The following is a 19,333-nucleotide window of genomic DNA, read 5'->3' on the forward strand; positions in this document are numbered from 1 at the left end:
CCGTTTCCATCATGCCAGCCGGATCAGATGACGCGCTCGGCTTCCATCTTCTTGATCTCGGCGATCGCCTTGGCCGGGTTCAGACCCTTGGGGCAGACATTCGCGCAGTTCATGATCGTGTGGCAGCGATACAGGCGGAACGGATCCTCCAGCTCGTCCAGACGCTCGCCGGTCATCTCGTCGCGGCTGTCGGCCAGCCAGCGATAGGCCTGGAGCAGGATCGCCGGGCCGAGGAACTTGTCGCTGTTCCACCAATAGCTGGGGCACGAGGTCGAGCAGCACGCGCACAGGATGCACTCGTACAGACCATCGAGCTTCGCGCGGTCGTCCGGCGACTGGAGCCGCTCCTTGCCCGAGGGGGCCGGCGACACGGTCTGCAGCCACGGCTTGATCGAGGCGTACTGCGCATAGAAATGAGTGAAGTCGGGAACCAGGTCCTTGACCACGTCCATATGCGGCAAGGGCGTGATCTGGACCGTGCCCTTCACATCCTCGATCGCGGTGGTGCAGGCCAGGCCGTTGCGACCGTCGATGTTCATCGCGCACGACCCGCAAATGCCCTCGCGGCACGAACGGCGGAAGGTCAGCGAGCTGTCCTGCTCGGCCTTCATCTTGATCAGCGCGTCGAGCACCATCGGGCCGCACTCGTCCAGATCGACCTCGAACGTGTCGTAACGCGGGTTCTGACCCGAATCGGGGTCGTAGCGATAGACCTTGAACTTTTTCAGGCGGCCGCCGGTGGTCGCCTGGTGCGTTTCGCCCTTCTTGATGACGCTGTTCTTCGGCAGGGCAAATTCGGCCATGGTCACAAACCCGCTGGATGGGCCGACAGGCTGTCGGCAAAGGATCGACCCCGCCGATACATGACAGGGGCGCTTGTCGCAAATGTCTTGACCGATTTAGGCGCTGGTTCAGATCACATCAAGAACGAGACCCAGCTCGCGAGCCTCCTCGGCATCGATATACCAGTTGCTGCGCGCCTTTTCCTGAAGTGTCTCGAAGCTGACGTTCGAGCCGTTGACGATGGCGCGGAAGCCTTCTTCCTGAATCAGGACAGATTGCTCGATCTCGTGCAGCTTGGCCTTGAGCACGACGGGCAGGTTGGTCAGCGGCCCCGACAGGTCGATCGACCCCGACATCTGGCGCTCGTGGAGCATCAGCCGGGTGCCGCGCGTCAGGAAGCGATGCTCGACCGGAAAGGCCGACATGAAGGTCGCCCCCGCCGAATAGACCGCGACCTTGCCCAGGAACAGCGTCTCGCGGCCGGTATAATCGCGCAGCAGCCGGATCGAGTCGCCCATCGCGCGGGCCATTTCCGGGTCGCCGCCCAGCGTGGTGATCGACACCACCAGCGGACCGTCCTGCTCAGCGGCGGCGAGCTGGTCCTTGAACCCGGCGTACATCACCTCGTCCACCGTGCCGTAGAGCTGGATGTGCGGGCGGGCGAGCAGCGGGTATTTCACCGCTCTGTTGGGCTGGTCGTGCATATTGGGCGAACCGGGGGTGCGGGATAAGGTTCCGAAGTCTGGGCGTGGCCTTCGACTTCGCTCAGGCGGAACGGGGATCAGTATCCAGTCCACACTCCCCACAGCCGTTCAGGCTGAGCGAAGTCGAAGCCCAACGGAATCCCTATCCGGCCTTCGCCCGAGCATAGGCCTGCGTCCCATACGTCACCACCTCATCCCCCGGCACGATCTCCGCCAGCGGAACATCCGGCAACGCCTTGATCTCCTGATAAAGCGGCGCGAAATCCGTCTCCAGCGTGGTGCGGAGCAATTCCTCGTAACTCCGGATCACGAAGTAATTCTGCTGGAAATCATCGATCCGGTATTCCGTCCGCATCACGCGGGCGAGGTCGAAGCCGATCCGGTTGGGACTCGGGTCCTCCAGCGCGAAGCGGCTTTCCGAATAGCTCGACACGATACCCGCACCGTAAATCCGCAGGTCGCCATCCTCGCGCACCAGCCCGAACTCGACCGTGTACCAGTAGAGCCGCCCCAGATATTTCAGCGCATCCATGCCCAGCGCGCGCTGCCCGCCGCGCCCATAAGCAGCGAGATAGTCCGCGAAGACCGGATCGGCGAGCATCGGCACATGGCCGAACACGTCATGGAAAACGTCCGGTTCCTGCAAATAATCGAGCTGATCCGGCCGCCGGATGAAATTGCCCGCGACGAAGCGGCGGTTGGCCATATGGTCGAAGAAGACGTCATCAGGCACCAGCCCCGGCACCGCCACGACCTGCCACCCGGTCAGCTTCATCAAGCGTTCGGACAATTCCTCGAAATCGGGAATGCCCGGCCGCGACAGTTTGAGCACGTCGAGGCCGCGCAGATAGGCCTCCGACGCGCGGCCCGGAAGCAGCTTGGACTGGCGCGCGAACAGCGTATCCCAGGTCGCATGTTCCTCCGCCGTATAATGCTCCCACCCCTGCGGGATGGTCCAGTCGGCGGAGGCTCCCTCGGGCGGGGCGGCGAGAACATGGGTATCCTGTGCCATGCGCGGAGCCTATCATGATGATGGTGACAAATGAAACCATATCGTGGCGACGGCTGGGGCACGTTGCAAGAGGGGTGCTGGCCGCGATCGGCCTCATCCCGTTCGGCTATTTCTGCCTGGGACTGGCGCTGGGCGCGATTCCCCGCGCGACGGCGCCCTCGCCCGCCGCCGGAGCGGATGCCATCACCATCTTCGTCGAGTCGAGCGCGGTTCACACCGCGATCATCGTGCCGAAACAAGCGGCCGGGGTGGACTGGCGCGACTGGGCACGGCCGCAGGACCTGCGCGATCCGCGCTATGCGGGTTTCCCTTTCCTTGCGATCGGCTGGGGCGAGGCGGGCTTCTTTCGTGAGACGCCGCGCTGGCGCGACGTGAAGCCGGGGACGATCCTGCACGCCGCCTTTGGCAGCGACCGGACGCTGATCCATGTCGACCATCTGCCACTGCCCCGCGCCAATGGCGACGATGTCCGCATGATCCGTCTGTCGCCGCAAGCCTATCGCCGTCTCGTCACCTTCATCCAGGCAAGCTGGCGGCGGGGAGGGCCGCATTATCCAGGCTATGACGTGTATGACGCCTTCTACGAAGCCAATGGGCGTTACAGCGCCGCGCATACCTGCAACAACTGGACCGGCGATGCGCTGGCGGCGGCGGGGGTGCGAACGGGGTGGTGGACGCCCTTTCCATGGACGGTGACGTGGTGGCTGTGATCCCGCCGCCGTCAAAAGCACTATGGGCCGCTGAGCTGCCGCGCGCGCTGTGGATGGGCGCGACCTGGTGGCGGCACCGCACGGACCTCACCGCCGCACCGCGAGGGGACGGGCGGACGGTCATGGTGCTGCCCGGCCTCGTCAACACCGACCGGGCGACGGTCGTCCTGCGCCGCTACCTGACCGGCAAGGGCTACCGGGTGCACGAATGGGGGCTTGGCCGCAATCTTGGCATCCGCAGCGTCGGGCCGAATGCCGAACGGCTGACCGCGCGGATCGAGGCGCTGGCCGACACTGGTCCGGTGACGCTGATCGGCATAAGCCTGGGCGGGATCATGGCGCGGATGGTCGCACAGGCGCGCCCCGATCTGGTCGCGGGCGTCATCACCATCGCCTCGCCCTATGCCGGACCGCCGCGCGCGACCAATGTCTGGCGCGCCTTCGAGCATCTGACCGGCGAGCGGATCGACGATCCGGCGGTGATCGCCCGCTCGAACGCGATCGCGGGGCCGCTCCCCTGCCCCTCGGCCGCGATCTGGAGCCGGAGCGACGGGCTGGTGACGGGGTCCATCTGCCGCGACGACACGACCCCGGCGGTCGAGGTCACGTCCAGCCATTTATGGGTGCAGCACCGGCCGCAGGTGCTGGCGGCGGTGGCGACCATCCTCGCGGGATGGCCGCCGCCCGTCAGCGATCAGTAACCGGCGCGGTAGCCGTCATAACCCTGTTGGCCCTGCTGGCCCCTCTGCTGACATTGCTCGGGGTGCTTGCGGCACTGCTTCTCATATTCGCGCCGCTCGCGCCCCTCCTTGGCTTCCTGCTTGCGCATCTTGCGGCCGTAATTGCGGTCGGCCTCGTCCTGACTGGTCGTCGTCCAGTCGACCACCTGCCCCGCCGCCTGGAATGGTGCCTTCACCACGCTCGCCACCGTCTTGACGCAGCCTCCGGTCGCTAGCGGCAGGGTCAGGACGGCGAGTTTCAGGGCGAGGTTACGCATGGATCATATGTCTTTCAGCGGGCGCGCAAAAAAGCGTTGCGCGTATCTACCCCGATTTGCGGGAAATCGGTGAAGAAACCGTCGATGCCCTGACCCAGCGCGGCGCGAATTTCGCCCGCGACATCGCCATGCGCCTTGGGATCGGTGCCCTTCCGAAAGGCAGGCCGCACGAACTGGTTTTCCGCGCGGTAGGTCCAGGGATGGACGCGTAGCCCCGCCGCATGAGCATCGGCGACCAATGTCGTAGGCGCATCGCCGTGCCACAGCATCGCCTTGTCCGGACCTATCCCCCAGGCATAGGTCGCGACCTGCTTAAGTCCCTCGGGCGTCATCATCGCGGCATAGCTGGGTGCGGCTTTGTCCGCCGGACCGCCCTCGCCCGCGACCAGCTGGATCAGGCGGATGCCGGTCATCGTCTTCAGATGCTTCAGGTTGTTCACCTCGAACGACTGGATGAAGACGGGCGCATCCGCCGTCTTCCACCCGGCCTTGTCGAGTGCGGCGACCAGCGGCGCATCGGTGCCAATGCCGATCGAGGCGAAATAGGTCGGGTGCTTGGTTTCCGGATAGATGGAGATGGTGCGGCCCGTCTCCTTCGACCGAGCCTTGGCGAGCGCGATGATCTCCTCCAGCGTCGGGATCTGGAACTGCCCGTCATAGTCGGTCGAACGTAGTTGCGGCAGGCGTTCGCGGGCGCGCAGGGTCTTCAGCTCGGCCAGCGTGAAATCCTCGGTGAACCAGCCGGTCTCCTGCTGGCCGTCGATCGTCTTCGTCGTCTTGCGATCGGCGAATTCGGGGTGCGACGCGACATCGGTCGTGCCCGAAATCTCGTTCTCGTGCCGCGCGACGAGGTGGCCGTCCTTGGTCGGCACCAGATCGGGCTCGATCACGTCCGCGCCTTCGCGGATCGCCAGGTCATAGGCGGCCAGCGTGTGTTCGGGGCGCTCGCCGCTCGCCCCACGATGTGCGATGACGATGGGGGACGACAGCGACTTGGGGGCTTGGGCGGACATGGCCTCACCCTGCCCCATGACGACGCTCACGGCAATGAGAGTGGTTCGCAACGGGAAACGCAAGAGATTCATGGCGTTGTTTCATCCAATTCTAATCCCAAAGGGGATGCGCCCGTGCATTTCACAATCAATGGTCAATCACATGACATCGAGATCGATGTCCGAACCTCGCTACTCGACCTGTGTCGCGAGCATCTAGGGCTGACCGGCTCGAAAAAGGGTTGCGACCATGGCCAGTGCGGGGCGTGCACCATGCTGGTAAACGGGCGCCGGGTGAACAGCTGCCTAACGCTGGCGGTGATGCATCAGGATGACGAGATCACGACGATCGAGGGGCTGGGCCAGCCGGGCAATCTCCACCCCTTGCAGGATGCGTTCGTGCGGCATGACGGCTTCCAGTGCGGGTACTGCACGCCGGGCCAGATTTGTTCGGCGGTCGGCATGATGGACGAGGTGAAGAAGGGCTGGCCCAGCCATGTCACCGAGGATCTGGGCCCAGCCGAGCTGACGGTCGAGGAAATCTCCGAGCGGATGAGCGGCAATCTGTGCCGCTGCGCCGCCTATCCCAATATCGTGGATGCGATCCGCGATGTGGCGGGGCTAGGCGACTGCAATCCCAACGAAGACGTGGGTAAGGAGGTCGCGGCATGAAGCTGTTCGACTATGCCCGCGCCGACTCGGTCGCGACGGCTACCCGTGACGGGGCGGCGCCCGGCGCACGCTTCATCGCCGGGGGCACCAACCTGCTCGACCTGATGAAATTGCAGGTCGAGACGCCCGAGACGCTTATCGACATCAGCCGACTGCCGCTGACCGAGATCGAGGAGCGCGAGGATGGCGGCCTGACCATCGGCGCGCTGGTGCCCAATAGCGACCTTGCCGCCGATGCCCGCGTGATCGAGCGCTATCCCGTGCTGTCGCGCGCCTTGCTGGCCGGGGCTTCGGGGCAGTTGCGCAACAAGGCGTCGACCGGAGGCAATCTGCTCCAGCGGACCCGCTGCTATTATTTCTACGACCCCGCCACCCCCTGCAACAAGCGCGAGCCCGGCAGCGGCTGTTCGGCGATCGGCGGCGAGAACCGCATCCTGGCGATCCTCGGCACCTCGGACCAGTGCATCGCGACGCACCCCAGCGACATGGCCGTCGCCATGCGCGCACTGGAGGCGGTGATCGTCACGCAAAAGCCCGACGGCGATCGCCGCCGGATCGCGATCGGGGAGTTCTATCGCCTGCCCGGTTCGACGCCCGAGATCGAGAATGTCCTGGAGCCGGGTGAACTCATCACCCATGTCGAGCTGCCCCCTGCACCGGAGGGTCGCCAGACCTATCGCAAGGTTCGTGACCGCGCCTCCTACGCCTTTGCGCTGGTGTCGGTCGCCGGGATCATCGCGGTCGAGGGTGGCAAGATCAACTCGGCGCGGCTCGCTTTTGGCGGGCTTGGCCCGATGCCGTGGCGCGACGAGGCGGTGGAGGCCGCGCTGGTCGGGCAGGAACCGACCGACGCCGCCTTCCACGCCGCCGCCGATGCACTGCTGGCGGACGCCAGAGGCTATGGCTCGAACGACTTCAAGATTCCGCTGACGCGCCGCACGCTAATCGCGACGCTCCGTGAACTGACGCAGGAGGGCTGATCCCATGTTCGGATTCGGCAAGGACGACACGAACGCGCTGACCATGAATCAGCCGCATCCCGACAGCCTGCTCGACACCGGAGTGCAGGGGGTGATTTCCAAACCGCTCGACCGCGTGGACGGCCCGAAAAAGGTGACGGGCACCGCCACCTATGCGGCCGAATACGCCATCGAGAATGTCGCGCACGGCGTGCTGGTCAGCGCAGGCCTTGGCCATGCCAAAATCAAGGCGATCGACGCCGATGCGATGAAGGCCATGCCCGGCGTCATCGACGTCATCACCGACTACGCCACCTTCATCCGCAATTCGCAGCAGGGCGGCGAGACGAGCGCACCGACGCAAGGGGTGCGCACCATCGACTATTTCGGCGAGATCATCGCGATCGTCGTCGCCGAGAGCTTCGAGATGGCGCGCGACGCCGCGAAGCAGCTCAAGGTCGATTACGAACCGCTCGACGACGGCGCGTTCGATTATGAGGCGAACAAGGACAAGGCTGAGCCTGCCCCCGACGGCCTCATCAAGGGCTATTACGACCAGGGCGATTTCGACAAGGCGTTCGAGAATGCGCCCGTCAAGGTCGATGTGACCTATACCACGCCCAGCCAGAACTCGGCGGCGATGGAGCCCCATGCCTCGATCGCGGTCTGGGAAGACGGCGCGCTGACGCTCTACGGCGCGTACCAGATGCCGACCTCCGACGCGCAGCAACTGGCCAAGGCGCTGGGCGTGTCGCAGTCCAAGGTGCGGATCATCTCGCGCTATATCGGCGGCGGCTTCGGGTCGAAGCTGGGCATCGCGCCCGAGAGCGTCGCCGCTGCCATCGCCGCCAAGCAGCTGGGCCGCCCGGTCAAGGCCGTGATGCTGCGCCAGCAGGTGTTCGACGCCACCGTCCGCCGCTCCAATACCGAACAGCGGATGCGGCTGGGTGCCGAGGCGGGTGGTCGCATCGTCGCGCTAGGCCATGAGTCCATCACCTCCAACCTGCCCGACGAGGATTTCTTCGAGCCCGTCGGGATCGGCACCCACTTCCTCTATGGCGGTGAGAATCGGCGGATCAATCATGACGTGGTCCGGCTGAACTGGACGCTGTCGGGCTCGATGCGCGCGCCGGGCGAAGCGGTCGGCATGGTCGGCATGGAATGCGCCATGGACGAGCTGGCCGAGGCGATCGGCATGGACCCCATCGCCCTGCGCAAGGTCAACGACCCCCAGCAGGACCCGGAATTGAAGGTCCCCTATTCCTCGCGCAACCTGACCCGCTCGCTGGAGGAAGGTGCGAAGCATTTCGGCTGGGACCAGCGCCAGGCACCGGGCCAGCGGCGCGAGGGCGACTGGCTGATCGGCATGGGCGTTGCCGCCGCGTGCCGCTCGAACCAGTTGCAACAGTCCGCCGCCAAGGTCGAACTGCACCCGGACGGCAGTGCGACGGTATCCTCCGCGATGACCGATATCGGCACGGGCAGCTATACGATCATGGCGCAGATCGCCGCCGAGATATTGGGCCTGCCGGTCGAGAAGGTGACCATGTCGCTGGGCGACACCAACGATCCCCCTGCCGCCGGTTCGGGCGGGTCCTGGGGTGCGGCGTCGGCTGGTTCGGCGGTGTATCTTGCGGCGGAACGGGTGCGCGAGAAGCTGGCCAAGGCGATGGGTGTGAAGGCCGAGGAGCTGACGCTCAAGGACGGCATGGCGATCGGCGACAACCGCTCGGTGCCGCTGGCCGAACTGGTCGGCAAGGACGGCCTGTCCGCCATCGGCGAGATCAAGCCGGGCCAGCAGGAAAAGCAGTTCAATCAGGCCAGCTACGGCGCGCATTTCGCCGAGGTCGGGGTGAACGTCGTCACCGGCGAGGTGCGCGTCCGGCGGATGCTGGGCGTGTTCGCGGCGGGGCGGGTCCTTAACGCCAAGACCGCGCGCTCACAGTGTTTGGGCGGCATGACCTTCGGCATCGGCACCGCGCTGACCGAGGAGCTGATCCACGACCCGCGCACCGGCAAGCTGGTGAATCATGACCTCGCCGAATATCATGTGCCGGTGAACGCCGACGTGCCCCAACTGGAAGTCCATTTCCTCGACGAACGGGACATCCATGCCAATCCGATCCACGCCAAGGGGATCGGCGAGCTGGGCATCTCGGGCGCGGCCCCGGCGGTGGTCAACGCCATCTACAACGCCACCGGCGTGCGGGTGCGCGATATGCCGGTGACGCTCGACAAGCTGCTCGATCATCTTCCGGCGCTTTGATGAGCGACCATGACAGCGTCCTCGCCGCCGCAAGGGAATGGCGGGGCGAGCCGATGGCGATCGCGACGGTGGTGTCGACCTGGGGGTCGGCACCACGCCCGCGCGGCAGCCATATGCTGGTCCATGCCGATGGCCGGTTCGAAGGATCGGTGTCGGGCGGCTGCGTCGAGAACGACATCCTCCACACCGCCGCCGAAGTCATCGCGGGCGCGCCGTTCCAGGTGAAGCGCTACGGCGTGGCGGATGCTTCGGCCTGGGAAGTCGGCCTGCCCTGCGGCGGCGAGATCGCGGTGATGGTGCAGCCGGTGTCGGCGGACGGCTTCGACCCCGAACTCTTCGACCGGATCGCCGAGGCGCGCGAGCGGGGCCAGGCGCTGACCGTCACCACCGACCTGACCAGCGGCCATTCGGACCTGCGCCCGATCGAGACGGGGGAGGTCTTCGCCAACCGCTACGACCCGCCGCGCCGGCTGCTGATCGTCGGCGCGGTGCAGATCGCGCAGAGCCTCACGCAACTCGCCCAGACGCTCGGCATCGCAACGGTCGTCATCGACCCGCGCGCCCGCTTCCTGACCGAGGAACGCTTTCCCGGCGTCACGCTCGACGATCGCTGGCCCGACGAGGCGGTAGCCGCCTATGCGCCCGGCCCCGCGACCGCCGTGGTGACGCTGAGCCACGACACAAAAATCGACGATCCCGCGCTGGTCGCCGCGCTCGCCAGCGACACCGCCTATGTCGGCGCGCTGGGCAGTCGGCGCAGCCATGCCGCGCGGCGGGAGCGTCTGGCGGCGATGGGCGTTTCTCTCCAGGCGATCGACCGGATCGATGGCCCTGTCGGCCTCGACATCGGTGCGATCGGCCCCTCCGAGATCGCGCTGTCGATCGCGGCGGCGATGATAGGAGCCTTTCATGATCGACGCTGACAATGTGGTCCTGGTCCTGCTGGCGGCGGGACAGTCGAGCCGCTTCGGGATGGAGAACAAGCTGGAGGCCGAGTTTCTCGGCAAGCCGGTGGGCTTCCACGTCACCACCGCCCTGGAAAGCATCCCCTTTGCCGACCGGATCGTGGTGACGGACGGGTGCCAGCTCGACTTCGGCTCGCGCGGCTATCGCGTCATCCACAATGCCAACATCGCCCAGGGCATGTCCCACTCGCTGCATCTGGGCGTGCGTGAGGCGATGAAGACGTCGCCCCAGGCGATTCTGATCGCGCTGGCCGATATGCCACGCGTGACGGCGGCGCACATCTATCGGTTGTTCGACGCGTTCGAGGGCCCGGATTCAGTGGTAGTATCGAGCAATGGCGAGCATCCCACGCCGCCAGGTGTCTTCGGATCAGGCCGGTTCGAGGCGCTGCTGAAGCTGGAGGGCGACGAGGGCGGCCGCAAGCTGGTCGCGGGCGGGCGGCATGTCGTGACCGCGCCTGCCGAGCTGATCGACATCGACACGCCCGAGGATCTGGAAAAGCTGCGGCAGCTCGTCCACGCGCCCGAGCGGACGATCACTCGTGCCGTAGCGCGTCAATCGGATTGAGCGCCGCCGCCCGCCGCGCCGGGAAATAGCCGAAGACCACCCCGATCACCGCCGAGATGGCAAAGGCGATGACGTTGATCTGAAGGTCGAAGGTCCACGGCACCTGCATGACGGGCACCAGCAGCGCGATGATCGCCTGCGCCAGGATCAGGCCGATGATCCCGCCCAGGCAGGACAGCACCACCGCCTCGACCAGAAACTGCATCAGCACCTCGCGCGCGACCGCGCCGATCGCCAGGCGGATGCCGATCTCGCGCGTCCGCTCGGTGACGGATACCAGCATGATGTTCATGATCCCGATGCCGCCCACCACCAGGCTGATCGCCGCCACCGCCGCGACGATCCGGGTGAGCATCGTCGTCGTGCTGGTCAGCGTATCGCTAATCTGCTTGGTGTCGAAGATGTTGAAGTCGTCGTCCTTGCCGCCGCTGATGTTGCGCCGTTCGCGGAGCAGATCGGTGAGCGACGATTGCACCGCCGAGGTCGAATAGGCCTGATCGACACCGACCAGCATTAGGCGGATGTCGCGGCTGCCGGTGAAGCGGCGCTGCACCGCCTTGATCGGCATCAGCACCACGTCGTCCTGATCGCCGAAGCCCCCCTGCCCGCGAGTGGTCAGCACGCCGATCACGTCGCAGCTGATCGCCCCGATGCGGAAGCGCTTGCCGACCGCATCGGTGTTGCGGAACAGGTTCTGTCGCACGGTATTGCCGATGATGCACACCGCCTTGCCCGCCGCCTGCTCCGCGCCGGTCCAGTATCGCCCGGAGGCCAGCGGCCAGGGCTGAACGGTGAAATAGGCCAGCGTCGTGCCGGTCACCGTCGTCGACCAGTTGGCGCCCTCATAGATGGCGGTCGCGGTCGTCTGCGCCTGCGGCGCTACCGCCGTGACACCGGCGATCTGGTCGGCGATCGCGTCGACATCCTCAGGCTTGAAGTCGGGCGGGCGCGGGCCGCCGCCGCCGCGCCCGAAGCCCTGACCGGGGCGGACCTGCAGGATGTTGGTGCCCAGCGACGAGATCGACTGTTGCACGGCCGCCGTCGTGGCCTTGCCCAGCGTCACCATGGTCACGACCGCGCCGACGCCGATGATGATGCCCAAAGTCGTCAGGAACGAGCGCAGCACATGCCGCCGGATCGAGCGGATAGCGAGGATAAGCGTCGTGCCGAACATCAGATCACGTCCATTTCCGGCACGACGCCCGGCCGGTGCTGTGCCTCGATCCGATCGACCAGCCCGTCCTTGAAGTGGATGACGGTGCGCGCGAAGGCCGCCATGTCGGGCTCATGCGTAACCATCAGCACGGTGATGTTGCTGTCCCGATTAAGGCCGGTCAGCAATTCCATGATCTCCACCGAGCGTTCGGAATCGAGATTGCCGGTCGGCTCGTCCGCCAGAAGGACATCGGGACTGGTGACGATGGCGCGCGCGATCGCCACGCGCTGCTGCTGGCCGCCCGACAGCTCGGCGGGGGTATGGTCCCACCATTTGTCGAGGCCGACCTTCTCCAGCGCCGCCATGCCCAGGTCGCGGCGGGTCTTCTTGTCCTCGCCGCGATAGAGCAAGGGCAGCTCGACATTCTCCAGCGCGGTGGTGCGCGAAAGCAGATTGAACCCCTGGAACACGAAGCCCAGATAACGCCGCCGCAGCATCGCCCGCTGATCGCGGTCCAGCGTCTCGACATGATGGCCGCGGAACAGGAAATTGCCGCCGCTCGGCACGTCGAGACAGCCCAATATGTTCATCGTGGTCGACTTGCCAGAGCCCGAAGGCCCCATCACCGCGACGAAATCGCCCGCCGCAATGTCCAGGTCGACCCCCTTCAGCGCCTGGAACTGGGTCGCGCCCATCCCATAGGTCTTGGTAACGCCGCGAAGCTGGATGAGCGGGGCGTCAGCGGCCACCACCGCCACCCTGCTGGCCGCCGCCCTGACGCCGCTGGCCACCGCCACGCGGAGCCGCGCTCTCGCCACCCGCCAGCTGGCCGGTGATGACCTGCATGTCGGGCTTCAGGCCGCCAGACAGCACCTCGGTCATCGAGCCGTTGGTGTCGCCGGTGACGATCTGGATCGGCTGGGGCTTGCCGTCGTTCCCGCGGACATAGACGGTCTGCGTGGCGCCGCGCTGAACGGTCGCGGTACGCGCGGCGCGGTCGCGGCGCGGACGGAAGGTCAGCGATCCGGCGATGCCGCCACCGCCCTGCCCCGCGCCGTCCGACGGCTTGAAGCGCAGCGCAGCATTGGGGATCAGCAGAACGTTCTTCTTGTCCGAGGTCACGATATCGGCGGTCGCGGTCATGCCGGGGCGCAATTGCAAATCGGGGTTGGCCACCGTCAGATCGGCGGCATAGCTGACCACCTGCCCCGTGGTAGAGGTGGCGCTGGCCGTCGACGAGGTGGACGAGGTCGCCGCGCTGACCGTCAGGTTCGATCCCAGGTCGACGCGGGTGATCGTCGCCGGGAAGGTCCGCCCCGGAAAGGCGTCGACGGTGAAATCGGCCTTTTGCCCCACCTTCACCTCGCCGACATCGGCCTCGTCGATCGCGACCTCCAGCTTCATCTTGGTCAGGTCTTCGGCGATGACGAACAGCGTCGGCGTGTTGAACGACGCCGCGACCGTCTGGCCTGGATCGACCTGCCGCGCCAGCACCACGCCCGATACCGGCGAGCGGATGATCGCGCGCTGACGCTGGGTCTGCGACTGGGCCAGCTGGGCGCGGGCGGCGGTGACATTGGCCTCCGCCACGCGCAGCGCCGCGACGGCGCGCTGGGCATCGGCACGCCCCGCCTGGAGTTCGGTGGCCGAGGGTACGCGGCCGTTCGACAGCTTATAGACCTGTTCCAGTCGCGCGAGTTGCGCCTGGGATTCCGACACGGTGGCGCGTGCCTGCGCCACCTGCGCGACATTGGCGGCGAGCGTCGCCTGCGCGGCACGGATCTGGTCGTCGATCTGTTCGGGATCGATCAGCGCCAGTGCCTCGCCCGCCTTCACCCGGTCGTTCACATCGACCACGACCTTCGTCACCAGACCCGACAGCTGCGAGCCGACCGTCACCTGGTTGGTCGGCGCCAGCTTGCCGGTGGCCGAGACGGTCACGGTCAGGTCGCCGCGCGTGACCGGGGCGGTTGCGAAGCCCGCCTCCTTCGATCCGCCGAAACAGCTTTTGAGCAGCAGCGCGAGCAGCACGACGCCGACGATCACCACGCCCCACTGCACCCATTTGCGCCAGCGCGGCTGTGGCTTCACGCCCAGGAAATCGTCGAGAGTCTGGTCGGCCATCAGCGGTTGTCCGGGGTTGTGGCGAGGCGCGGCGGCGCTTCGGGGGTGGTCGTGTCGTCCCATCCGCCGCCCAGCGCGGCGAACAGCGCGACTTGCGCGGTCGCGGCGTCGGAGCGGGCCTGAACCAGCCCGTTCTGCGCGTTCAGGAACGCGGCCTCCTGTTGCGACAGGGTGGTGAAATCGGTGAGGCCCGAACGATATTGGCTGCGCGCCAGGATCGCCGAGTTGCGCGCGGCGTCGAGCTGGATGGCGAATTGCCGCTCGCGCTCTCGCGCGGTGTTGAGCGCGACGATGGCGTTCTCGACATCCTCCAGCGCCAGCAGGACCGTGCCCTGATAGGCGGCGTAGCTCTGGTCGGCGAGCGCCTGCGCATTACGAACCTGGCTGCGCAGCCGTCCGCCGTTGAAGATCGCCTGGGTCAGCCCGGCGAACAGGCTGCCGGTGATCGCATCGCCCAACGATCCGATGCTGGTCGCCGCCGTGTTGATATTCCCGGAAATGGCCAGCGCAGGATAGAGCGCGGCCTGCGCCACCCCGATCCGCGCGGTCGCGGCGGCGAGGTTACGCTCGGCCGCGCGGACATCGGGGCGACGGCGCAATATGTCGGCGGGAATGCCGGTGCCGATTATAGCGGGGCCGGTCGGGATCGGCTTGACCACCGCCAGTCGCGCCTTGACCGCGCCGGGCGCCTGGCCGGTCAGCACGCCCAGCCGCGACACGGCGGCATTATATTGCTGTTCAATCGACGGAATGGTCGCAGCGGTCTGCGCCCGCTGGCTGCGCGCCTGTTCGGCGTCGAGCGAGGAGACAAGGCCCGCCTGTACCCGGAAACCCGCAATCTCCAGATTGTCGTCCTGCAGCGTCAGGCTAGCCCGCGCATTGGCGAGCTGCGCCTGATAGGCGCGCGCCAGCATATAGTTGCGCGCCAGCTCGCTCTCGACGGTCAGCAGCGTCGCGGCATAGCTGAACCCCGCGCCCTCATAGGTCGCGCGCGTGGCCTCGACCGTGCGGCGGACTTCGCCGAACAGGCCGACCTGATAGCTGGCCGACAGGCCCACGGTGAAGCTGTTGCTGCCGCCCCCGCCGGTATCGACGACGGTGCCGTCGGGCAGCGTGAAGCTGCGCCCGCCGCCGCGCAAATTCTCGTTGCGCTGATAGCCGGTCGAACCCGAGACATTGGGAAGCAGCGAGGCGCGGCTCTGGATCAAGCTTTCGCGCGCCTGCCGCAGCCGGGCGATCGCCTGAACCACATCGGTATTGGCGACCACCGCCTGTTCGACAAGCTCGGCGAGCAGCGGATCGTCGAACGACCGCCACCAATGGCTCAGGTCCTGCGCCTGCGCCGTGGCGGCGGGCACCGACCAAGCGTCGGGCACCCCCAGCGCCTGCGGAGCGGCGGGACGATAATCGGGACCGACCGTACAGGCGGACAGAGCCGTCAGGGCCAGAAGAAGGACGCGAGTGCGAGGCTTCATGGGGCGGGAACGTGCCGTGCCGTTACGGCCCCGTCCAGTGTGTTTCTGTCGCAAATTGTGACGGATGCGGCATATTTCCGTCATCCGGCAGCACACGTTTCGGGAGGGCGAAAGTTCCGCTTCGACCCAAAAATCCTCCCCGGCACGGGGAGGTGGCAGGGCGCAAGCCCTGACGGAGGGGGGCTTCCATAAAGGTCATCCCTTGCGGCAATCCCCCTCCACCAGCTTCGCTGGTCCCCCTCCCCGCAAGCGGGGAGGATTGACGCTTACCGCCCCACCCAGTCGGCAACCTGCTGGGCGACTTGGTTCGCCGCTTGGTTCAGCGCCGGACCGACGCTCGTCGCGTCGATCTTGCCGACCGGCACCCGCGCCTCGAAGCGGCGCTTTTCGATATTGGTCTGGCCGTCGCGTTGCAGCGTGGCGTCATACACTACCACCGCATCACGCCGGGTCGCGTCCATGCCGAACTGGCGCAGCTCACCACCTAGCCGCGCACCCGGATCGCCGACTGAATCGCGCGACGACAGGACGACGCGGCCGACCCTTGCGGTCAACGTGTCGGCCATCAGCCGCGCGAACAACCGCGAAGGCGGCTCGGCCCATTGCGCATCCTTCACATAGGCGATGCTGGTCGCATTCTCCTGCACCGGCACGCGCGCGGTCGCCAGTTCCTGCGGCGAGGACGGCACCTGGATGGTGATCGACTTGGCCGGCCCGGAATCCTGCGTCTGCCCCACGCTCGGTGCCGACTGCGCCTGGAGCGTCAGCAGCGAGGGCGGCGGCTTGGCGCCGAAGCTGATGCAGCCGGCGAGCGGAAGCGATGCGAGCATCACGATCAGCGGAGTCTTCATGACGGTCCTCATCGGCATCCTCACTTGCCCTTATAGTCCGGCAGCTTCTGCTGCCCGATCAGCGACCCTGCGCCCTGCTGGTCGACCTTTTCGGCGACCGCCGACAGCGACTGGGTCATGACCCGCAGGTCCTTCACCAGACGATCCACCTCCGGCACGGTCTGCTTCGAGAAGGTCTGCAGGCCCGGCCGCGCATCGCCGATCGCGGCGTTCAGCGTGTCGGCGCTCTTCTGTGCCGAGGCGATGGTGCGGTTCAGATTGGCGATGGTTGGCTTCACATCCTCGGCCAATATGCCGTTGGTGGTCGCCGCCAGCTGGCCGATGGACTGCGCCGCGTCACCCGCCTGCTGGATCGCCACGCGGGTCTGGGCCAGCGTCGCGGCGATCTCCGGCCCGCGATCGGCGAGCGCATCGGTCAGGCGGTTGGTGTTGTCCAAAATGCCCGCGATCGACGCCTGGTTGCGATCCGACAACAGGCCGGTCAGCCGCTCGGTCAGCGTCGACAGCCGCTCCAGCAGCTGCGGCGCGGAGTTCAGGATCGCGCCGATACCACCCTGCTTGGTCGGGATGACCGGCACGCCGTACGGGCAGACGGTCTTGTTCTCCGGCACCGGGCAGGTGATCGGCGGCGCCCCCTTGCGGGCACCGTCCAGCGAGATGGTGCTGGTGCCGGTGAAGCTGGCCGAAATCGACGCGGTCGTACCCTGCAGGATCGGCGTCTGTTCGTTGACCGAGACGCGGACCCGCACGAATTGCGGATCGGGACGCCACAGCGCGATTTCCTTCACCTGGCCCGAGGGCACGCCCGAATAGGTGACCGCCGACCCCTTAGCCAGGCCGTCCACCGACTGGCGGAAGAAAATGTCATATTCCTTCTCCGACGTGCCGCCCAAACGGGCGATCCAGACGGTGAAGATGGCCAGCACTGCGAGCAGGATCAGCACGACAGAGCCGACAAGGACGTGGTTCGAACGGGTTTCCATCAGCGTGTCCCTGCTTCGCCTCTCGCATGGGCATCGGCCGCATTACCCTGGGACCGCTGTCCCGTGGCATGGGCGTCGACTTCGGTGGGGTGGCGCGCGGCGTCGGCCTCGGCCGAACGGGGGCGGATGTCCGCCACCTCGTCCTTGGCGGCAACGGCGGCACGGCCGCGCGGCCCCTTGAAATATTCCTCGATCCACGGATGGTCGAGCGCGATCAGCTCGTCGATCGTACCGACGGCGATCACCTTCTTGTCGGCCAGCACCGCCACCCGGTCGCAGATCGCGTAGAGCGTATCGAGATCATGGGTGATGAGGAAGACGGTCAGCCCCAGCGTCTTCTGGAGCGACGCGATCAGCTGGTCGAACGCCGCCGCGCCGATCGGGTCGAGACCCGCCGTCGGCTCGTCGAGAAACAAGAGTTCGGGGTCGAGCGCCAGCGCACGCGCCAGCCCTGCCCGCTTCTTCATACCGCCCGACAGCTCGGCCGGATATTTCGGCCCGGCGTCGGCGGGCAGGCCAGTCATCACGACCTTGTAGGACGCCATCTCGTCCATCAGCGCCGGGGGCAGGTCGCGGTAGAACTCGCGAAGCGGCACCGCGACATTTTCGGCCACGGTCAGTGTCGAGAACAGCGCGCCGCCCTGGAACAGCACGCCCCAGCGCTTGCGCACGTCAACCGCCTCGGTCGCCTCGCGGCCGATGGTCGGCTCGCCGAACACGGTGATCTCGCCCGCATCGGGAGTCTGGAGGCCGATGATCGTGCGCATCAGCACCGACTTGCCGGTGCCCGACCCGCCGACCACGCCCAGGATTTCGCCCTTGCGCACGTCGAGATCGAGGCCATCATGGATGACCTGCTCGCCGAAGCTGTTGCGCAGGCCCCGGACCTGGATCAGATGTTCGTCCTGCTCGGCCATCAATCCCATCCGATCCAGGTGAAGAAGACCGCGAAAAAGGCGTCGAGCACGATCACCAGGAAGATCGCCTGCACCACCGCGGCGGTGGTGCGCAGGCCGACCTGCTCGGCATCCGACTTGACCTGCATGCCCTGGAAACAGCCCGCGATCGCGATGATCGCGCCGAACACCGGGGCCTTGATCAGGCCGACATAGAGGTCGGTGATCGGCACCACTTCGCGGATGCGCGCGATGAAGGTGACGGGCGGAATGCCCAGCGACACCGCCGCCAGGAAACAGCCGCCGATCATCGCGATCAACGACGAATAGAAACCGAGCAGCGGCATCAGCGTGACCGCCGCGATGGTGCGCGGCACGACCAGCGCCTCCATCGGCGACACGCCGATGACGCGCATCGCGTCGATTTCTTCCGTGAGCTTCATCGTGCCGAGCTGCGCGGCAAAGGCCGAGCCGGAACGCCCGGCGACCATGATCGCGGTCATCAGCACGCCGAGTTCGCGCAGGGTCAGGCGGCCGACCAGGTTGATGGTGAACACCTCCGCGCCGAACTGGCGAAGCTGCACCGCGCCCTGCTGCGCGATGACGATGCCGATCAGGAAGCTCATCAGGCCAATGATCGCCAGCGCCGAGACGCCGACCGTCTCGAACTCATGCACCACCGCATTGAAGCGGAAGCGGCGCGGATGGCGGATCACCGCCAGCCCGGCGAGCACCGTCGCGCCCATGAAGCCGAGCAGACCGTACAGCGTCTGGAAGGCAGCGACCACCGCATCGCCGACCTCGCCCGCCACGCGCGCGAAGGGGCTGATCGGCTTGGGGCGCATCGCGACCGGCTGATCTGCCTCGGTCACCTTGGTGAACAGATGGCGCTGGTCGTCGTCCAGACCGTCGATGGCGGCATCGTTGCGCGCGGCGAAGCGGTGGATCAGCCAGGCACCGACCGTATCGATCCGGTCCACCTGCGACAGGTCGACCCGGCGCACCGCCGCATCCTCGCGATCCAGCCGCTCGGGGAGGTTGCCCAACGTCGCCAGCGACAGGCTGCCGGTGAAACGCAAGGCTCCTCCGTCGGCCGGGTCATGTTGATAATCGGCCTTGGCGTTCATCAACTGCCTCTTTGCGGGAAAGCGGGGGCATCGACAAGGCGCTTCGTTCCCGCGACGAATCGACCGGCGGCTTTAATTATACGAGCGCGTGAC

At 66.6% G+C, this 19,333-nt stretch carries 20 protein-coding genes; 7 read left to right on the top strand and 13 right to left on the bottom strand.

Going from position 1 to position 19,333, the window contains the following annotated elements; all coding sequences use genetic code 11:
- Nucleotides 1-23 precede the first annotated feature (23 nt).
- From KV697_RS07835 to phhA, 3 genes are all read right to left on the bottom strand, one after another.
- Nucleotides 24-803 carry a succinate dehydrogenase iron-sulfur subunit gene (locus tag KV697_RS07835; protein WP_042484025.1) on the bottom strand — a complete coding sequence of 260 codons (780 nt, stop codon included), beginning with the start codon at nt 801-803 and terminating at the stop codon, nt 24-26.
- Between the two features lie 108 nt (nt 804-911).
- Nucleotides 912-1,487, bottom strand: coding sequence for a ClpP family protease (locus KV697_RS07840; RefSeq protein WP_219020810.1), 576 nt, complete (start codon nt 1,485-1,487; stop codon nt 912-914).
- A 142-nt stretch (nt 1,488-1,629) separates the two neighbouring features.
- Nucleotides 1,630-2,499 (bottom strand): phenylalanine 4-monooxygenase, encoded by an 870-nt coding sequence (gene phhA, locus KV697_RS07845; RefSeq protein WP_219020811.1) that lies wholly within the window; start codon nt 2,497-2,499, stop codon nt 1,630-1,632.
- Nucleotides 2,500-2,513: 14 nt separating this feature from the next.
- Between phhA and KV697_RS07850 the strand changes: the two genes are divergently transcribed.
- Both KV697_RS07850 and KV697_RS07855 read left to right on the top strand, forming a co-directional pair.
- The gene (locus KV697_RS07850; RefSeq protein ID WP_219020812.1) at nt 2,514-3,209 is read left to right on the top strand and encodes a TIGR02117 family protein; all 696 of its coding nucleotides are present in this window, start codon (nt 2,514-2,516) and stop codon (nt 3,207-3,209) included.
- The gene (locus tag KV697_RS07855) at nt 3,197-3,910 is read left to right on the top strand and encodes an esterase/lipase family protein (RefSeq protein WP_257575718.1); all 714 of its coding nucleotides are present in this window, start codon (nt 3,197-3,199) and stop codon (nt 3,908-3,910) included. The genes KV697_RS07850 and KV697_RS07855 overlap by 13 nt, the downstream gene beginning before the upstream one ends.
- Here KV697_RS07855 and KV697_RS07860 read toward each other — a convergent pair.
- Nucleotides 3,904-4,206, bottom strand: coding sequence for a hypothetical protein (locus KV697_RS07860; protein WP_219020813.1), 303 nt, complete (start codon nt 4,204-4,206; stop codon nt 3,904-3,906). The genes KV697_RS07855 and KV697_RS07860 overlap by 7 nt on opposite strands.
- 14 nt (nt 4,207-4,220) lie before the next feature.
- Nucleotides 4,221-5,219, bottom strand: coding sequence for a glycerophosphodiester phosphodiesterase (locus KV697_RS07865; protein ID WP_219020814.1), 999 nt, complete (start codon nt 5,217-5,219; stop codon nt 4,221-4,223).
- Between the two features lie 114 nt (nt 5,220-5,333).
- Here KV697_RS07865 and KV697_RS07870 point away from each other — a divergent pair, with 114 nt between their 5' ends.
- From KV697_RS07870 to KV697_RS07890, 5 genes are read left to right on the top strand one after another with little or no spacing between them, the layout of a single operon-like run.
- Nucleotides 5,334-5,870 (top strand): 2Fe-2S iron-sulfur cluster-binding protein, encoded by a 537-nt coding sequence (locus KV697_RS07870; protein ID WP_219020815.1) that lies wholly within the window; start codon nt 5,334-5,336, stop codon nt 5,868-5,870.
- A complete protein-coding gene (locus KV697_RS07875) occupies nt 5,867-6,850 on the top strand; it encodes an FAD binding domain-containing protein (protein WP_219020816.1) in 984 nt (327 codons plus the stop codon). The genes KV697_RS07870 and KV697_RS07875 overlap by 4 nt, the downstream gene beginning before the upstream one ends.
- Nucleotides 6,851-6,854: 4 nt before the next feature.
- Nucleotides 6,855-9,095 (top strand): xanthine dehydrogenase family protein molybdopterin-binding subunit, encoded by a 2,241-nt coding sequence (locus KV697_RS07880; protein WP_219020817.1) that lies wholly within the window; start codon nt 6,855-6,857, stop codon nt 9,093-9,095.
- Complete coding sequence (locus KV697_RS07885; protein WP_219020818.1) at nt 9,095-10,018, top strand: XdhC family protein; 924 nt, start codon at nt 9,095-9,097, stop codon at nt 10,016-10,018. Before KV697_RS07880 ends, KV697_RS07885 begins: the two co-directional genes overlap by 1 nt.
- Nucleotides 10,005-10,628 (top strand): nucleotidyltransferase family protein, encoded by a 624-nt coding sequence (locus tag KV697_RS07890; protein ID WP_219020819.1) that lies wholly within the window; start codon nt 10,005-10,007, stop codon nt 10,626-10,628. Before KV697_RS07885 ends, KV697_RS07890 begins: the two co-directional genes overlap by 14 nt.
- On the opposite strand, the gene KV697_RS07895 is transcribed toward KV697_RS07890, so the two are convergent.
- The 8 genes from KV697_RS07895 to KV697_RS07930 all read right to left on the bottom strand — a co-directional run bounded on the left by KV697_RS07895 (nt 10,597) and on the right by KV697_RS07930 (nt 19,240).
- Nucleotides 10,597-11,802 (bottom strand): ABC transporter permease, encoded by a 1,206-nt coding sequence (locus tag KV697_RS07895; protein WP_219020820.1) that lies wholly within the window; start codon nt 11,800-11,802, stop codon nt 10,597-10,599. The genes KV697_RS07890 and KV697_RS07895 overlap by 32 nt on opposite strands.
- Nucleotides 11,802-12,533 (bottom strand): ABC transporter ATP-binding protein, encoded by a 732-nt coding sequence (locus tag KV697_RS07900; protein ID WP_219020821.1) that lies wholly within the window; start codon nt 12,531-12,533, stop codon nt 11,802-11,804. The genes KV697_RS07895 and KV697_RS07900 overlap by 1 nt, the downstream gene beginning before the upstream one ends.
- Nucleotides 12,523-13,908, bottom strand: a complete 1,386-nt coding sequence (locus KV697_RS07905; protein WP_219020822.1) for an efflux RND transporter periplasmic adaptor subunit — start codon at nt 13,906-13,908, stop codon at nt 12,523-12,525. The genes KV697_RS07900 and KV697_RS07905 overlap by 11 nt, the downstream gene beginning before the upstream one ends.
- Nucleotides 13,908-15,383, bottom strand: coding sequence for an efflux transporter outer membrane subunit (locus KV697_RS07910; protein ID WP_219020823.1), 1,476 nt, complete (start codon nt 15,381-15,383; stop codon nt 13,908-13,910). The genes KV697_RS07905 and KV697_RS07910 overlap by 1 nt, the downstream gene beginning before the upstream one ends.
- Before the next feature lie 266 nt (nt 15,384-15,649).
- Nucleotides 15,650-16,234: an ABC-type transport auxiliary lipoprotein family protein gene (locus KV697_RS07915; RefSeq protein WP_219020824.1), complete on the bottom strand. Its 585-nt coding sequence runs from the start codon at nt 16,232-16,234 to the stop codon at nt 15,650-15,652.
- A gap of 20 nt (nt 16,235-16,254) precedes the next feature.
- The gene (locus tag KV697_RS07920) at nt 16,255-17,217 is read right to left on the bottom strand and encodes an MlaD family protein (RefSeq protein WP_219020825.1); all 963 of its coding nucleotides are present in this window, start codon (nt 17,215-17,217) and stop codon (nt 16,255-16,257) included.
- Nucleotides 17,217-18,134, bottom strand: a complete 918-nt coding sequence (locus KV697_RS07925) for an ABC transporter ATP-binding protein (protein ID WP_219021298.1) — start codon at nt 18,132-18,134, stop codon at nt 17,217-17,219. The genes KV697_RS07920 and KV697_RS07925 overlap by 1 nt, the downstream gene beginning before the upstream one ends.
- Entirely contained in the window at nt 18,134-19,240 is a 1,107-nt protein-coding gene (locus tag KV697_RS07930; RefSeq protein ID WP_219020826.1) for an ABC transporter permease, read from the bottom strand. The genes KV697_RS07925 and KV697_RS07930 overlap by 1 nt, the downstream gene beginning before the upstream one ends.
- Between the last annotated feature and the right edge of the window lie 93 nt (nt 19,241-19,333).

Source organism: Sphingomonas sanguinis, assembly GCF_019297835.1.
Taxonomy (GTDB): domain Bacteria; phylum Pseudomonadota; class Alphaproteobacteria; order Sphingomonadales; family Sphingomonadaceae; genus Sphingomonas; species Sphingomonas sanguinis_D.

Coding starts and splice junctions, on each gene's coding strand:
- KV697_RS07835 (WP_042484025.1), bottom strand. CDS start 803: ATGGCCGAATTTGCCCTGCCGAAGAACAGCGTCATCAAGAAGGGCGAA.
- KV697_RS07840 (WP_219020810.1), bottom strand. CDS start 1,487: ATGCACGACCAGCCCAACAGAGCGGTGAAATACCCGCTGCTCGCCCGC.
- phhA (WP_219020811.1), bottom strand. CDS start 2,499: ATGGCACAGGATACCCATGTTCTCGCCGCCCCGCCCGAGGGAGCCTCC.
- KV697_RS07850 (WP_219020812.1), top strand. CDS start 2,514: ATGATGATGGTGACAAATGAAACCATATCGTGGCGACGGCTGGGGCAC.
- KV697_RS07860 (WP_219020813.1), bottom strand. CDS start 4,206: ATGCGTAACCTCGCCCTGAAACTCGCCGTCCTGACCCTGCCGCTAGCG.
- KV697_RS07865 (WP_219020814.1), bottom strand. CDS start 5,219: ATGTCCGCCCAAGCCCCCAAGTCGCTGTCGTCCCCCATCGTCATCGCA.
- KV697_RS07875 (WP_219020816.1), top strand. CDS start 5,867: ATGAAGCTGTTCGACTATGCCCGCGCCGACTCGGTCGCGACGGCTACC.
- KV697_RS07880 (WP_219020817.1), top strand. CDS start 6,855: ATGTTCGGATTCGGCAAGGACGACACGAACGCGCTGACCATGAATCAG.
- KV697_RS07885 (WP_219020818.1), top strand. CDS start 9,095: ATGAGCGACCATGACAGCGTCCTCGCCGCCGCAAGGGAATGGCGGGGC.
- KV697_RS07890 (WP_219020819.1), top strand. CDS start 10,005: ATGATCGACGCTGACAATGTGGTCCTGGTCCTGCTGGCGGCGGGACAG.
- KV697_RS07895 (WP_219020820.1), bottom strand. CDS start 11,802: ATGTTCGGCACGACGCTTATCCTCGCTATCCGCTCGATCCGGCGGCAT.
- KV697_RS07905 (WP_219020822.1), bottom strand. CDS start 13,908: ATGGCCGACCAGACTCTCGACGATTTCCTGGGCGTGAAGCCACAGCCG.
- KV697_RS07910 (WP_219020823.1), bottom strand. CDS start 15,383: ATGAAGCCTCGCACTCGCGTCCTTCTTCTGGCCCTGACGGCTCTGTCC.
- KV697_RS07915 (WP_219020824.1), bottom strand. CDS start 16,234: ATGAAGACTCCGCTGATCGTGATGCTCGCATCGCTTCCGCTCGCCGGC.
- KV697_RS07920 (WP_219020825.1), bottom strand. CDS start 17,217: ATGGAAACCCGTTCGAACCACGTCCTTGTCGGCTCTGTCGTGCTGATC.
- KV697_RS07925 (WP_219021298.1), bottom strand. CDS start 18,134: ATGGCCGAGCAGGACGAACATCTGATCCAGGTCCGGGGCCTGCGCAAC.
- KV697_RS07930 (WP_219020826.1), bottom strand. CDS start 19,240: ATGAACGCCAAGGCCGATTATCAACATGACCCGGCCGACGGAGGAGCC.